This is a genomic window from Enterobacter sp. KBR-315C3_2022, assembly GCF_041399425.1.
Taxonomy (GTDB): Bacteria; Pseudomonadota; Gammaproteobacteria; order Enterobacterales; family Enterobacteriaceae; genus Enterobacter.
Map to the genome: position 1 here is coordinate 152,999 of NZ_JBGKEB010000005.1, position 13,172 is coordinate 166,170.

The window sequence follows — 13,172 nt, forward strand, 5'->3', positions numbered from 1 at the left end:
TCGTAAGCGTGTGCCGAGACAAATTTTGCGCGGCAAAAGCGGCTATTTCATATATCGAGAGAATTATGTGACGTAATCCATCAATCACAATGATAAATCACCGCACAGAACAGCAAAAAAATCGAACGCGTCAAATTTCCCTCACATCTGCGCGGTTATACTCTTTTACCCATAAAGGAGCAGTGGAAAACGCTTTCGCAATGGTCCCTTTGGACGGGTGAGCTACCTTTAGGTCATCGCGTTGCGAAATAACAACAATCTGGAGGAATGTCGTGCAAACTTTTCAAGCCGATCTTGCCGTTATAGGCGCTGGCGGTGCTGGATTACGTGCAGCGATTGCCGCAGCGCAAGCTAATCCAAACGCTAAAATCGCATTGATTTCAAAAGTCTACCCAATGCGCAGCCACACGGTTGCGGCAGAAGGAGGGTCCGCCGCCGTTGCGCAGGATCATGACAGCTTCGAATACCATTTTCACGACACGGTTGCCGGGGGAGACTGGCTTTGCGAACAGGATGTCGTTGATTATTTCGTGCATCACTGCCCAACGGAAATGACCCAGCTCGAACAGTGGGGATGCCCGTGGAGCCGCCGTCCGGACGGCAGCGTCAACGTTCGCCGCTTCGGCGGAATGAAAATTGAACGCACCTGGTTCGCCGCCGATAAAACCGGCTTCCACATGCTGCATACCCTGTTCCAGACCTCCCTCCAGTTCCCGCAAATTCAACGCTTTGACGAACACTTTGTCCTCGACATTCTCGAGGATGACGGCCATGCCCGCGGCCTGGTGGCGATGAACATGATGGAAGGCACCTTAGTCCAGATCCGCGCGAATGCGGTGGTGATGGCGACGGGCGGCGCGGGACGCGTGTATCGCTACAACACCAACGGCGGCATCGTGACCGGCGACGGTATGGGCATGGCGCTGAGCCACGGCGTGCCGCTGCGCGATATGGAATTTGTTCAGTATCACCCGACCGGCCTGCCGGGTTCGGGCATTCTGATGACGGAAGGCTGCCGAGGCGAGGGCGGTATCCTGGTCAACAAAAATGGCTACCGCTACCTCCAGGACTACGGCATGGGCCCGGAAACGCCGCTCGGCGAGCCGAAGAACAAGTACATGGAGCTTGGCCCGCGCGACAAAGTGTCTCAGGCCTTCTGGCACGAATGGCGCAAAGGCAACACCATCTCTACCCCGCGCGGCGACGTGGTTTATCTCGACCTGCGCCACCTCGGCGAGAAAAAACTGCTGGAGCGCCTGCCGTTCATCTGCGAACTGGCGAAAGCCTACGTTGGCGTCGATCCGGTCAAAGAGCCGATTCCGGTGCGTCCAACCGCGCACTACACCATGGGCGGGATTGAAACCGACCAGCAGTGCGAAACCCGCATCAAAGGGCTGTTTGCCGTGGGCGAGTGTTCTTCCGTTGGCCTGCACGGCGCCAACCGCCTGGGCTCCAACTCGCTGGCAGAGCTGGTGGTCTTTGGCCGCATGGCGGGCGAGCGGGCGATGGAGCGTGCTGCAACCGCGGGTGAAGCCAACGGCGCCGCGCTGGACGCTCAGGTCGCCGACGTTGAAAAACGCCTGAAAGACCTGGTGAACCAGGAAGGCAACGAAAACTGGTCGAAAATTCGCGACGAGATGGGCCTGTCGATGGAAGAAGGCTGCGGTATCTACCGCACGCCGGAGCTGATGCAGAAAACCGTCGACAAGCTGGCGGAGCTGCAGGAGCGCTTCAAGCGCGTGCGCATCACCGATACCTCCAGCGTGTTCAACACCGACCTGCTGTATACCATCGAGCTGGGCCACGGCCTGAACGTGGCCGAATGTATGGCGCACTCGGCGCTGGCGCGTAAAGAGTCTCGCGGAGCGCACCAGCGCCTGGACGAAGGCTGCACCGAGCGTGACGACGTCAATTTCCTCAAGCATACCCTCGCTTACCGCGATGCGGACGGCACCACGCGCCTGGACTATAGCGATGTGAAAATCACCACGCTGCCGCCGGCGAAGCGCGTATACGGGGCAGAAGCGGAAGCAGCCGAGAAGAAGGAGACGGCGAATGGCTGAGATGCAAAAAATGAAAGTGGAAGTGGTGCGCTACAACCCGGAAGTGGACGCGGCACCGCACAGCGCTTTCTATGAAGTGCCTTATGACGAGCAAACCTCCCTGCTGGACGCGCTCGGCTACATTAAGGATAACCTGGCGCCGGACCTGAGCTACCGCTGGTCCTGCCGCATGGCGATCTGCGGCTCCTGCGGCATGATGGTCAACAAGGTACCGAAGCTGGCCTGTAAAACCTTCCTGCGCGAATACACTAAGGGCATCAAGGTTGAAGCGCTGGGCAACTTCCCGATTGAGCGCGATCTAGTGGTCGACATGACCCACTTTATCGAAAGCCTGGAAGCGATTAAGCCGTACATCATCGGCAACCCGCGCACGCCGGATCAGGGTCCAAATACCCAAACGCCCGCGCAGATGGCGAAATACCATCAGTTCTCCGGCTGCATCAACTGCGGCCTGTGCTACGCGGCCTGCCCGCAGTTCGGCCTGAACAAAGAGTTCATCGGCCCGGCGGCGATCACCCTGGCGCATCGCTACAACGAGGACAGCCGCGACCACGGCAAAAAAGAACGTATGGCGCAGCTTAACAGCCAGAACGGCGTCTGGAGCTGCACTTTTGTGGGCTATTGCTCCGAAGTGTGTCCGAAGCACGTTGACCCGGCCGCCGCTATTCAGCAGGGGAAAGTGGAAAGCTCGAAAGACTTTCTTATCGCTACCCTGAAACCACGCTAAGGAGTGCATGATGACGACTAAACGCAAAGCCTACGTGCGGCCGATGCCGTCCACCTGGTGGAAAAAACTGCCGTTTTATCGCTTCTATATGCTGCGTGAAGGTACAGCGGTGCCGGCGGTCTGGTTCAGCCTTGAGCTGATGTACGGCGTTTTCGCCCTCAAGCACGGTCCGGAAACCTGGGCCAGCTTTGTTGGCTTCTTGCAGAACCCGATCATTGTGATCCTGAACCTGATCGTGCTCGCGGCAGCGCTGCTGCATACCAAAACCTGGTTTGAGCTGGCGCCGAAAGCCGCAAACATCATCGTTAAGGGTGAGAAAATGGGGCCGGAGCCGGTTATTAAGGGGCTCTGGGCGGTGACGGCGATCGTCACCGTGGTCGTTCTGTTTGTCGCACTGTTCTGGTAAGGAGACTCTTGTGATCAATCCAAATCCAAAACGCTCTGACGAGCCGGTCTTCTGGGGCCTGTTTGGCGCAGGCGGCATGTGGAGCGCCATCGTTGCGCCGGTCATCATTCTGCTGGTTGGTATCATGCTGCCGCTGGGGCTGTTCCCGGGGGATGCGCTGAGCTACGAGCGCGTGCTGGCGTTTGCGAGCAGCTTTATTGGCCGCGTGTTTATCTTCCTAATGATCGTCCTGCCGCTGTGGTTAGGCCTGCACCGCATTCATCACGCGATGCACGATCTGAAAATCCACGTGCCGAACGGCAAGTGGGTGTTCTACGGTCTGGCAACGATCCTGACCGTCGTGACGCTGATTGCCGTCGTGACGATCTGACCGCTCGGGCCCGCCGTCCGGCGGGCCTTTTACTTCTGCATCGTTCCCACCAGCCACTGCGCAAAATCCCGCATTGCCGGGGTTTCCGCCCGCGACTGCAGGCGCGTGAGCCAGTAGCTGCCGAGGTCTATCTGCGTGGCAAACGGCTGTACGATACGCTCGCTGTTCAGCAAATGGGTGAACATATCGACGGGCGCAATCGCGATCCCTGCCCCGGCCTGCGCCGCCTCCAGCATCGTCACGGATGAATCAAAAACCATGACCCGGTGCGTGGGTGACGGTGGATGCTCCCCTGCCGCCTGCATCCACGCGGCCCACTCGTCGCGCCGGTAGGAGCGCAGCAGGGTAAACTTCAGCATATCAGCGGGAGAATGCAGCCCGGCTGCGATTGTCGGCGTACAAAGCGCGGACAGCGGCGCGGCGCAAAGATAGATGGCCTCGGTGCCGTGCCACGCGCCGCCGCCGTAGCGGATCGTATAATCCAGCCCTTCCGCCGCCGGAACGACGCGGTTGTTGTGGGTGGAAAGCTGAAGATCGATGTGCGGGTAGCGGCGGCGAAAATCCTCCAGCCGTGAAAATAAATACCCGGTCGCAAAGGTGCCCACCACGCCGATTTTTAGCTTCTCCTGGGCCTGATGGTTAGCAAAACGATCCAGCATCCCGGCAATGCGATCGAACGAATCGTTCAGCACCGGCAGTAAATTTTCACCTTCGGTGGTCAGCATCAGGCCGCGCGACACGCGCACGAACAGCTGACAGCTGAGGTGCTGCTCCAGCGCCTTGACGTGCTGGCTGATGGCCGAATGGGTCACATTCAGCTCAATGGCCGCATGGGTAAAACTCAGGTGCCGCGCCGCCGCTTCGAAGGCGCGCAGTGAATTAAGGGGGATATAGCTGCGGGTCATGGGTTCATCCGTTAGAAAAATTAACAGCTACTGCTAAATTTAACCGTTTGTCAGGCACAGTCAAATCCCACAGACTACGCTCGTCCTATGGGCCCGGACATACTCCAGACACACCATTACGGAAGATAACTGATGATCAAAAAATCCCTTTGCTGCGCCCTGCTGCTCAGTGCCTCCTGCTCCGCCCTTGCCGCGCCGGTATCCGACAGCGCGATGGCTGACGTTGTTGAAAAAACGATTGCCCCGCTGATGAAAAGCCAGGCCATTCCGGGCATGGCGGTGGCGGTCATTTATCAGGGCAAACCGCACTACTTTACCTTCGGTAAAGCCGACGTTGCCGCAGGGCGACCGGTTACAGATCAAACGCTGTTTGAGGTCGGGTCTATTAGTAAAACCTTCACCGGCGTGCTGGGCGGGGATGCCATTGCCCGCCATGAGATTTCGCTCAGCGATCCGGCAAGCAAATATTGGCCAGCGCTGACGGGCAAGCAGTGGCAGGATATTCGCCTGTTAGATTTGGCGACCTACACCGCCGGCGGGCTGCCGCTTCAGGTGCCGGATGACGTGACAGATAGCGCCTCGCTGCTGCGCTTCTATCAAACCTGGCAGCCGACGTGGAAGCCCGGCACGACGCGCCTTTATGCCAACTCCAGCATTGGGCTGTTCGGCGCGCTGGCGGTTAAACCTTCGGGCATGCGCTATGAGCAGGCCATGACGACGCGCGTCCTTAAGCCGCTGAAGCTGAACCACACCTGGATTAGCGTACCGAAGTCCGAAGAGGCGAACTACGCCTGGGGCTATCGGGACGGCAAAGCGGTGCGTGTTTCTCCGGGGATGCTGGACGGCGAAGCGTACGGCGTGAAGACCAACGTGAAGGATCTGGCAAGCTGGATCATCGCCAACATGTCACCCGACACCGTGCAGGACGCCTCTCTGAAGCAGGGTATCGGTTTTGCGCAATCGCGCTACTGGCGCGTGGGCTCAATGTATCAGGGGCTGGGCTGGGAGATGCTGAACTGGCCGGTGGAAGCCAAAACGGTGGTCGGCGGCAGTGACAACAGCGTCGCGCTTGCGCCGCTCCCGGCTACGGAAGTGAATCCTCCAGCGCCGCCGGTGAAGGCGTCATGGGTACATAAGACGGGCTCAACGGGCGGGTTCGGCGGCTACGTTGCTTTTATCCCCGAAAAGAACCTCGGTATCGTGATGCTGGCCAATAAGAGCTACCCGAACCCGGCGCGGGTTGAGGCGGCGTATCGTATTCTGGACGCGCTGCAGTAAAACATGGCCGGGTGGCGGCTTCGCTCACCCGGCGAAATATCCCGCATTTTTCCTGCTGTCATCTACACTTAACAAAAAAATCAGTAAGGAAACGCTATGCGCATTTTGCCTGTTATCGCTGCGGTGACGGCCGCGTTTTTAGTGGTTGCCTGCAGTTCACCTACCCCACCTCCCGGCGTGACCGTCGTAAGCAATTTCGACGCACAGCGCTTCCTCGGCACATGGTATGAGATCGCCCGCTTCGATCACCGCTTCGAGCGCGGCCTGGAGAAAGTCACGGCAAATTACAGCTTGATGGATGACGGCGGTATTCAGGTGGTAAACCGGGGATACAATCCCGATCGTGAGATGTGGCAGCAGTCGGTGGGCCAGGCATATTTCACCGGCGATCCGCACCGCGCGGCGCTGAAGGTATCGTTCTTTGGCCCGTTCTACGGTGGCTATAACGTCATCGCCCTGGACAGGGAATACCGTCACGCGCTGGTTTGTGGGCCGGATCGCAACTACCTGTGGATCCTCTCACGCACGCCAACCATTTCAGCGGAAATGAAGCAGCAGATGCTGGACGTCGCGACCCGGCAAGGGTTTGATGTATCAAAATTAATTTGGGTGAAACAGCCGCATTAATGGGTGCTGAGCTTCAGCCCAATAATCCCCGCCACAATCAGCGCGAGGCTGGCAATACGCGCCAGGCTCGCGGATTCACCCAGCAGTAAAATCCCCGTAATGGCCGCGCCTACGGCACCGATTCCCGTCCAGACGGCGTAGGCCGTTCCCACGGGCAGCGTTCGCATTGCCCATGACAGCATCACGATGCTGACGATCATCGCGGTAACGGTGATGACGCTTGGCGTCAGGCGGGTAAAACCGTGCGTGTACTTCAGGCCAATCGCCCACACCACTTCGAGCAAACCAGCGATGAAAAGAACAATCCAGGACATATCAGGCTCCTTAACGTTTACGTTAGCTGGGGCCGTCCCCGATGAGTGAAGCGCTTACGGGTCGTCCCGCAAGGCTGAGATGCAGAGGCTTATTTTGGTCAGCGCGCGATTTTTTTTCAACGCTTTTGTATTTCGTGCGTTAAGGCAAGAAATAGCCGCAGTATGCCGCGGAGTTCAGGCATTTATCACTCATCCGACTTCCCTATGATGGTGTGCTTTCTGATGGCAGGAAGCCAAACCATTAGCCGACTGCGAATACGATATGTTCAAAATTCTTTTGATTGACCGTTGTCACTTCACCCGGACGGGACTGGAAGCGTGGCTCAATCATTCTGGTTTGTTTCCTGACGACTTTGTCGTCACCGGATTAAATAACCTCGTTCTTGCCCGAGAGCATCTGCTGCAATGGAAACCGACGCTGGTTATTGCTGACCTACACGGCTTCAGACACGATATTCATCACCTCCACCAGCTCTCGTCTTTGCTCATCGCCAGTGAGACCGTACCGTTTATTTTACTGCAGTCGGGCGAAGATCAGCGTATGACGGAGTATTTGAAGCAGTATCCGATCTGGTCTTCCCTGCGAAAGCGCGTTGACCTGGAGGGGCTGGCCATGGCGATAAGCGATGCGCTGACCGCCTACGCAAGCGTGGAGATACCAAAAATCGCCGCTCCGCTGCTGACGCGTCAGGAAGAGAAAGTGCTTACGCTGTGGATGGAAGGGGCAAGCAATCAGAAAATCGCCAGCCATTTGAGTATCAACGGCAAAACGGTTTATACCTACAAGCGTAATATCCGCATGAAGCTGCATATGGACACGCGCTTCTCGCCGTTTTTATCTCTACAGGAGGTGGGGAATTGACGGTACGGTGAAATTGATACGCCGTACCGCCCCTGCTTCGTTAGTTCTGAGCTTTGGTCGCTGCACCAGAAATAGCACTACCACCGTCGGAGATATCTTCACCTACGCCGCGCGTGGTATTACATGCAGTCAGCACTGAAGAGAGCACCAGAACAGAAAAGATCGCCGCAATTGTTTTCTTAACCATAATTTCTTCCTTTTATAGCCAGAGTTGTTTTGTGTATAGCAATATAAGAATAGACAAGATCGCGCCGTATGACGGAAAAGGAAGAATTTTTAGGATAAATAGAAGAAATTAACTGGCTGCGTGCGAAATGATATGGCCTAAATCCTGGATATCTTCACCCATACCGCGCGCGGTGTTGCATCCGGAAAGGAACGCGCTGGAGAGCGCCAACAGAAGCAGAATTTTAACGGTACGTTTCATCTTCCCTGCCTGCATAAATCAGGCGCAGCGGGCGCTGCGCCTTAAATCATAGCGTCTATTACTTCACGCGGGATACGTATTCGCCGGAGCGGGTATCCACTTTGATCACTTCACCAATCTGAACGAACAGTGGAACTTTAACCACTGCGCCAGTGGAGAGGGTCGCTGGCTTGCCGCCGGTACCTGCGGTATCGCCTTTCAGGCCTGGATCGGTTTCAACGATTTCCAGCTCGACGAAGTTAGGTGGGGTTACAGCGATTGGCTGGCCGTTCCACAGGGTCACGATGCACTCGGCCTGGTCCAGCAGCCACTTGGCGTTGTCGCCGATAGCTTTCGCGTCAGCGGACAGCTGTTCGAAGGTTTCGTTGTTCATGAAGTGCCAGAACTCACCGTCGTTGTACAGGTAAGTCAGGTTCATATCGACAACATCAGCGCCTTCAGCGGAATCCGTAGATTTGAAGGTTTTTTCTACACGGGTACCGGTCAGCAGGCGGCGCAGCTTAACGCGCGCAAATGCCTGGCCTTTACCTGGTTTCACGAATTCACTGGCTTCAACCGCGTACGGTTCGCCGTCCATCATGATTTTAAGACCAGCACGAAAATCGTTGCTATAGTACGTTGCCATAAGGCCCTCTAAATTTGTTAACTGGTAGCTTAGCCACAAAATGGCGCATATTGTAACCCTAAACACCCCGTCCAGAGAAGATTGGTTATCGCAACTTGCCGATGTAATCACCAGTCCTGATGAATTATTGCATCTTTTAGACCTGGACGAGCATCAGGAATGGCTCGCAGGCCGTGAGGCAAAGCGCCTCTTTGCCCTGCGCGTTCCCCGCGCGTTTGTTGCCCGCATGGAAAAAGGTAACCCGGACGACCCGCTTCTCAAACAAACGCTGACCTCGCAGGATGAGTTTGTGACTGCGCCGGGTTACAGCACCGATCCGCTGGAAGAGCAAAACAGCGTGGTGCCGGGCCTGCTGCACAAATACCTCAACCGTGCCCTTCTGCTGGTCAAGGGCGGCTGCGCGGTGAATTGTCGTTACTGCTTCCGCCGACATTTTCCGTATGCGGACAACCAGGGCAATAAGCGCAACTGGCAGGTCGCGCTGGACTATATTTCAGCCCATCCCGAGCTGGATGAGATTATTTTTTCCGGCGGCGACCCGCTGATGGCGAAAGATCGTGAGCTCGACTGGCTGCTGACCCAGCTTGAGGCGATCCCGCACATCAAGCGTCTGCGCATTCACAGCCGCCTGCCGATTGTCATTCCGGCGCGCATCACTGACGGGCTGGTATCGCGCTTCGAGCAGTCGCGCCTGCAGGTGCTGCTGGTTAACCACGTTAACCACGCGAATGAGATTGACGACGAGTTTCGCGCGGCCATGGCGCGCCTGCGCAAAGCGGGCGTGACGCTGCTGAACCAGAGCGTGCTGCTTCGCGGCGTGAACGATAGCGCCCGCGTGCTGGCGGATCTGAGCAACGCGCTGTTTGATGCGGGCGTGATGCCCTATTACCTGCACGTGCTGGATCGCGTGCAGGGCGCGGCGCATTTCATGGTCACGGATGAAGAGGCTCGCCGGATTATGCGTGAGCTGCTGACGCTGGTATCGGGCTATATGGTGCCGAAGCTGGCGCGCGAGATCGGCGGCGAACCTAGCAAAACGCCGCTGGATTTGCAGCTGCGGCAGAGCTAAAAGGCAGGTGGCGCTACGCTTGCCTGCCCTACGGGTCCGGGCGCAGCGCCATCAGCAAGTTAACTCAGTTCGGGCACTTATAGACCTGGCCGTTCATTTGGCTGGCGGTAGGCACGAAGCTGGACAGCATCCCCTGCGTTGGGCTGCTCACGCCGTAAATCACGTTGCCGCCCATCGCTGCTGCCTGGTTACGCAGGGCGTTCGCCGCGCCGCGCATAGAGCCGCCCTCTTCACCATGCTGACCCGACATCCAGTTGCTTTGCTCGCCGGTTGCCGTTCCCAGCAGCTGACATTCGCTGCCCGGCTTATCTTCCACAAAGCGAACGCCCTGGCCCGCAGCCGACAGCTCATTGCTGGAGCTACAACCCGCCAGCAGCAATGCTGCCCCTACGATCCCTGCACAGACTTTTACGCGCATGTTATTCCTCGATTTCAATAAGCTGGACAGTAGTTGTCCGTGTGTGAATCTTATACCTAAAAGATGACCAAAAGAAAAACCCCCAGACATTTCTGCCCAGGGGTTTCTCATTACTGCGATGTATACGCCCAAATCATTCTGGTTGCAGGAAGGCGGCAAGTTCGTGAATCCCCAGGAGCTTACTGAAGTAAGTGACTGGGGTTTTCGAACGCAGCCAACGCATCTGCAGCCTGAAGGATGCAGGGCGTGGGGCACATTACATCATACCGCCCATACCGCCCATGCCACCCATACCGGCAGCACCTAAGTCTGGCGCATCGCCTTTAGGCAGGTCGGTCACCATGCATTCGGTGGTGATCATCAGGCCCGCTACGGATGCCGCGTACTGCAGGGCAGAACGGGTCACTTTGGTTGGGTCCAGGATACCGAAGTCGATCATGTTGCCGTATTCTTCAGTCGCCGCGTTGTAACCGTAGTTACCTTCGCCCGCTTTCACGGTGTTGGTCACAACGGATGGCTCTTCACCGGCGTTGGACACGATCTGACGCAGTGGCGCTTCCATCGCGCGCAGCGCAACTTTGATACCCACGTTCTGATCTTCGTTCTGAGCGGTCAGGCCAGCCAGTTTCGCAGCAACGCGCACCAGCGCAACGCCACCACCCGCTACCACGCCTTCTTCTACCGCAGCACGGGTCGCGTGCAGGGCATCGTCAACGCGTGCTTTTTTCTCTTTCATTTCAACTTCGGTAGCCGCACCGACTTTGATTACCGCTACGCCGCCTGCCAGTTTCGCTACGCGCTCCTGCAGTTTTTCACGGTCGTAATCAGAGGTTGCTTCTTCGATCTGCTTACGGATCTGACCAACGCGGCCCTGAATAGCGGCTTCTTCACCCACGCCATCGATGATGGTGGTGGTGTCTTTGTTGATTACAACGCGTTTCGCCTGGCCGAGGTCTTCCAGAGTCGCTTTTTCCAGCTCCATACCGATCTCTTCAGAGATAACGGTACCGCCGGTCAGGGTCGCGATGTCCTGCAGCATGGCTTTACGACGGTCGCCGAAGCCAGGTGCTTTAACCGCAGCCACTTTCACGATGCCGCGCATGGTGTTAACCACCAGCGTTGCCAGCGCTTCGCCTTCAACGTCTTCCGCGATGATAACCAGCGGCTTGCCTGCTTTCGCAACGGCTTCCAGCACTGGCAGCATTTCACGGATGTTGGAGATTTTCTTGTCAGCCAGCAGGATGAACGGGCTTTCCAGCTCAACAGCGCCAGTTTCTGGCTTGTTGATGAAGTATGGGGACAGGTAACCGCGGTCGAACTGCATACCTTCAACCACGTCCAGTTCGTCTTCCAGGCCGGTACCGTCTTCAACGGTGATCACGCCTTCTTTACCCACTTTGTCCATTGCTTCCGCGATCAGTTTACCCACGGTTTCGTCGGAGTTAGCGGAGATGGTACCTACCTGAGCAATGGCTTTAGAGTCAGAGCACGGTACGGACAGCGCTTTCAGCTCTTCAACAGCGGCAGTCACCGCTTTGTCGATACCGCGTTTCAGATCCATCGGGTTCATGCCCGCAGCTACAGCTTTCAGGCCTTCAGTGATGATCGCCTGTGCCAGCACGGTCGCGGTGGTGGTACCGTCGCCTGCAGCGTCGTTCGCTTTAGAGGCAACTTCTTTCACCATCTGCGCGCCCATGTTTTCGAATTTGTCTTCCAGTTCGATTTCACGTGCAACAGAAACACCATCTTTGGTGATGGTTGGCGCGCCGAAGGATTTATCCAGGACTACGTTGCGGCCTTTCGGGCCCAGGGTCACTTTAACTGCATCTGCCAGTACGTTTACGCCGCGGAGCATTTTTACACGAGCGTCGTTACCGAATTTTACGTCTTTAGCTGCCATGTTCTTAGTTCCTCAAATTCGTACAGTTTCGTGCGTAATTACGCTTCAACAATTGCCAGAATGTCGCTTTCGGACATGATCAACACTTCTTCATTGTCGATCTTCTCGGATTTCACGCCGTAGCCATCGTTGAAAATGACGATGTCACCAACTTTAACGTCCAGTGGCTGCACAGTTCCGTTTTCCAGAATGCGGCCCTTACCGACAGCGATGATTTCGCCACGCGTTGATTTTGCTGCTGCAGAACCGGTCAGCACGATGCCGCCTGCAGACTTGGTTTCAACTTCTTTACGTTTGACGATCACACGATCATGTAACGGACGAATACTCATTGATAGCTCTCCTTTGAGAAAGTCTTTATCAGTTATGGATGACGCCGGGCCGCATGCGGTTTTCCGGCTAGTGCCCTGAGAGATGGGGCCAGATTTTTTCCCCTTCAAGGGGGAAGACGAAAAAAAATTTGCGAAAGTTTTCCCTTGATTCAACAGCCAATCAACGATCGTCTTTATGGTCCAGGCGATCGTGCTGCTCGTCCTTGCGCTGATATTCCCCGTCGAAGGTTTCACCCGGCCCCGTGCTGAAACCACCGCCCGGCATCCGGCTGAAGCGCAGATGCGGCAGCAGCTTCAGGGTCAGATGCTTTTGCACCGGCGGGAGCAGGAGCAGCAGGCCAAGGAAATCGGTGAAGAAGCCCGGCAGAATCAGCAGCAGACCCGCAATAATCAGCGACACGCTTTTGATCATCTCGGCGGCCGGGCTTTCCCCCGCGGCCATCTTTTGCTGCATTAAGAGGAAGTTTTTGAAGCCCTGATTGCGCACCAGCGACATGCCGATGACCGAGGTGAAAATCACCAGAATCAGGGTCAGCAGGACGCCCAGCACGTGGGCAACCTGGATGAAAATGGAAATCTCAACGTAAACGTAGAGAAAGAAAGCAATAAACGGTATCCAGCGCACCGGTATCTCCTGTAGGGCAAGCGCCAGCTGGCGCCTGTCTGAATGTGTTCGCAACGTGCGTCAGCTAGAGGTGGAGGCGATTAGCCAATTTTCAATCGGTTTGCACGGATATTTTTTCTGGAAATATTAAAGCGGTGACTCATTTCACAGATTAATAATTATCATGCAATCGGGACGATAATAAGTGATCCAGGTTACGGCAATTCGCTATCATCAGCATATGA

At 56.4% G+C, this 13,172-nt stretch carries 17 protein-coding genes; 8 read left to right on the forward strand and 9 right to left on the reverse strand.

The genetic code is table 11. The features are described 5' to 3' along the window. Positions 1-272: 272 nt before the first annotated feature. Genes frdA through frdD form a run of 4 tightly spaced genes read left to right on the forward strand, consistent with a single transcriptional unit; the run spans position 273 to position 3,566 of the window. On the forward strand, positions 273-2,063 hold the full coding sequence (frdA, locus tag AB8804_RS07710; protein WP_371184841.1) for a fumarate reductase (quinol) flavoprotein subunit: 1,791 nt from the start codon (positions 273-275) through the stop codon (positions 2,061-2,063). Then, positions 2,056-2,790, forward strand: coding sequence for a succinate dehydrogenase/fumarate reductase iron-sulfur subunit (locus tag AB8804_RS07715; RefSeq protein WP_023310124.1), 735 nt, complete (start codon positions 2,056-2,058; stop codon positions 2,788-2,790). The genes frdA and AB8804_RS07715 overlap by 8 nt, the downstream gene beginning before the upstream one ends. A gap of 10 nt (positions 2,791-2,800) precedes the next feature. Then, on the forward strand, positions 2,801-3,196 hold the full coding sequence (frdC, locus tag AB8804_RS07720; RefSeq protein ID WP_371184950.1) for a fumarate reductase subunit FrdC: 396 nt from the start codon (positions 2,801-2,803) through the stop codon (positions 3,194-3,196). A 10-nt stretch (positions 3,197-3,206) separates the two neighbouring features. Next, complete coding sequence (gene frdD / locus AB8804_RS07725; protein ID WP_112011983.1) at positions 3,207-3,566, forward strand: fumarate reductase subunit FrdD; 360 nt, start codon at positions 3,207-3,209, stop codon at positions 3,564-3,566. A 29-nt stretch (positions 3,567-3,595) separates the two neighbouring features. Here frdD and ampR read toward each other — a convergent pair whose 3' ends face one another. Continuing rightward, entirely contained in the window at positions 3,596-4,471 is an 876-nt protein-coding gene (gene ampR / locus AB8804_RS07730) for a LysR family transcriptional regulator AmpR (RefSeq protein WP_371184844.1), read from the reverse strand. A gap of 132 nt (positions 4,472-4,603) precedes the next feature. Between ampR and ampC the strand changes: the two genes are divergently transcribed. Continuing rightward, complete coding sequence (gene ampC, locus AB8804_RS07735; protein ID WP_371184846.1) at positions 4,604-5,749, forward strand: CMY2/MIR/ACT/EC family class C beta-lactamase; 1,146 nt, start codon at positions 4,604-4,606, stop codon at positions 5,747-5,749. 96 nt (positions 5,750-5,845) lie between these two features. Then, the gene (locus tag AB8804_RS07740; RefSeq protein WP_371184866.1) at positions 5,846-6,376 is read left to right on the forward strand and encodes a lipocalin family protein; all 531 of its coding nucleotides are present in this window, start codon (positions 5,846-5,848) and stop codon (positions 6,374-6,376) included. Here AB8804_RS07740 and sugE read toward each other — a convergent pair. Beyond that, positions 6,373-6,690, reverse strand: coding sequence for a quaternary ammonium compound efflux SMR transporter SugE (sugE, locus tag AB8804_RS07745; RefSeq protein WP_112011979.1), 318 nt, complete (start codon positions 6,688-6,690; stop codon positions 6,373-6,375). The genes AB8804_RS07740 and sugE overlap by 4 nt on opposite strands. A 262-nt stretch (positions 6,691-6,952) precedes the next feature. On the opposite strand from sugE, the gene AB8804_RS07750 reads away from it, so the two are divergent. After that, positions 6,953-7,552: a LuxR C-terminal-related transcriptional regulator gene (locus AB8804_RS07750; RefSeq protein ID WP_371184868.1), complete on the forward strand. Its 600-nt coding sequence runs from the start codon at positions 6,953-6,955 to the stop codon at positions 7,550-7,552. A gap of 40 nt (positions 7,553-7,592) precedes the next feature. Here the strand turns inward: AB8804_RS07750 and ecnB are convergent, their stop codons facing one another. The 3 genes from ecnB to efp form a co-directional block, all read right to left on the reverse strand. Continuing rightward, complete coding sequence (gene ecnB / locus AB8804_RS07755; RefSeq protein WP_006178941.1) at positions 7,593-7,739, reverse strand: lipoprotein toxin entericidin B; 147 nt, start codon at positions 7,737-7,739, stop codon at positions 7,593-7,595. 108 nt (positions 7,740-7,847) lie between these two features. Beyond that, positions 7,848-7,979 carry an entericidin A/B family lipoprotein gene (locus AB8804_RS07760; protein ID WP_371184871.1) on the reverse strand — a complete coding sequence of 44 codons (132 nt, stop codon included), beginning with the start codon at positions 7,977-7,979 and terminating at the stop codon, positions 7,848-7,850. Positions 7,980-8,037: 58 nt separating this feature from the next. Continuing rightward, complete coding sequence (gene efp, locus AB8804_RS07765; protein ID WP_003855940.1) at positions 8,038-8,604, reverse strand: elongation factor P; 567 nt, start codon at positions 8,602-8,604, stop codon at positions 8,038-8,040. A 40-nt stretch (positions 8,605-8,644) separates the two neighbouring features. On the opposite strand from efp, the gene epmB reads away from it, so the two are divergent. Next, positions 8,645-9,673, forward strand: a complete 1,029-nt coding sequence (epmB, locus tag AB8804_RS07770) for an EF-P beta-lysylation protein EpmB (RefSeq protein WP_371184876.1) — start codon at positions 8,645-8,647, stop codon at positions 9,671-9,673. Positions 9,674-9,737: 64 nt separating this feature from the next. Here epmB and AB8804_RS07775 read toward each other — a convergent pair whose 3' ends face one another. From AB8804_RS07775 to AB8804_RS07790, 4 genes are all read right to left on the reverse strand, one after another. Continuing rightward, positions 9,738-10,091 carry a DUF4156 domain-containing protein gene (locus AB8804_RS07775; protein WP_010427771.1) on the reverse strand — a complete coding sequence of 118 codons (354 nt, stop codon included), beginning with the start codon at positions 10,089-10,091 and terminating at the stop codon, positions 9,738-9,740. Between the two features lie 256 nt (positions 10,092-10,347). After that, positions 10,348-11,991 carry a chaperonin GroEL gene (gene groL, locus AB8804_RS07780; protein WP_371184878.1) on the reverse strand — a complete coding sequence of 548 codons (1,644 nt, stop codon included), beginning with the start codon at positions 11,989-11,991 and terminating at the stop codon, positions 10,348-10,350. A 38-nt stretch (positions 11,992-12,029) separates the two neighbouring features. Beyond that, positions 12,030-12,323, reverse strand: a complete 294-nt coding sequence (locus AB8804_RS07785) for a co-chaperone GroES (protein ID WP_003855929.1) — start codon at positions 12,321-12,323, stop codon at positions 12,030-12,032. A gap of 160 nt (positions 12,324-12,483) precedes the next feature. Beyond that, on the reverse strand, positions 12,484-12,948 hold the full coding sequence (locus tag AB8804_RS07790; RefSeq protein WP_181573245.1) for an FxsA family protein: 465 nt from the start codon (positions 12,946-12,948) through the stop codon (positions 12,484-12,486). Positions 12,949-13,172: the final 224 nt, after the last annotated feature.

Coding starts and splice junctions, on each gene's coding strand:
- AB8804_RS07715 (WP_023310124.1), top strand. CDS start 2,056: ATGGCTGAGATGCAAAAAATGAAAGTGGAAGTGGTGCGCTACAACCCG.
- frdC (WP_371184950.1), top strand. CDS start 2,801: ATGACGACTAAACGCAAAGCCTACGTGCGGCCGATGCCGTCCACCTGG.
- sugE (WP_112011979.1), bottom strand. CDS start 6,690: ATGTCCTGGATTGTTCTTTTCATCGCTGGTTTGCTCGAAGTGGTGTGG.
- epmB (WP_371184876.1), top strand. CDS start 8,645: ATGGCGCATATTGTAACCCTAAACACCCCGTCCAGAGAAGATTGGTTA.
- AB8804_RS07785 (WP_003855929.1), bottom strand. CDS start 12,323: ATGAGTATTCGTCCGTTACATGATCGTGTGATCGTCAAACGTAAAGAA.
- ecnB (WP_006178941.1), bottom strand. CDS start 7,739: ATGGTTAAGAAAACAATTGCGGCGATCTTTTCTGTTCTGGTGCTCTCT.
- AB8804_RS07775 (WP_010427771.1), bottom strand. CDS start 10,091: ATGCGCGTAAAAGTCTGTGCAGGGATCGTAGGGGCAGCATTGCTGCTG.
- efp (WP_003855940.1), bottom strand. CDS start 8,604: ATGGCAACGTACTATAGCAACGATTTTCGTGCTGGTCTTAAAATCATG.
- AB8804_RS07760 (WP_371184871.1), bottom strand. CDS start 7,979: ATGAAACGTACCGTTAAAATTCTGCTTCTGTTGGCGCTCTCCAGCGCG.
- groL (WP_371184878.1), bottom strand. CDS start 11,991: ATGGCAGCTAAAGACGTAAAATTCGGTAACGACGCTCGTGTAAAAATG.
- ampR (WP_371184844.1), bottom strand. CDS start 4,471: ATGACCCGCAGCTATATCCCCCTTAATTCACTGCGCGCCTTCGAAGCG.
- AB8804_RS07740 (WP_371184866.1), top strand. CDS start 5,846: ATGCGCATTTTGCCTGTTATCGCTGCGGTGACGGCCGCGTTTTTAGTG.
- ampC (WP_371184846.1), top strand. CDS start 4,604: ATGATCAAAAAATCCCTTTGCTGCGCCCTGCTGCTCAGTGCCTCCTGC.
- AB8804_RS07750 (WP_371184868.1), top strand. CDS start 6,953: ATGTTCAAAATTCTTTTGATTGACCGTTGTCACTTCACCCGGACGGGA.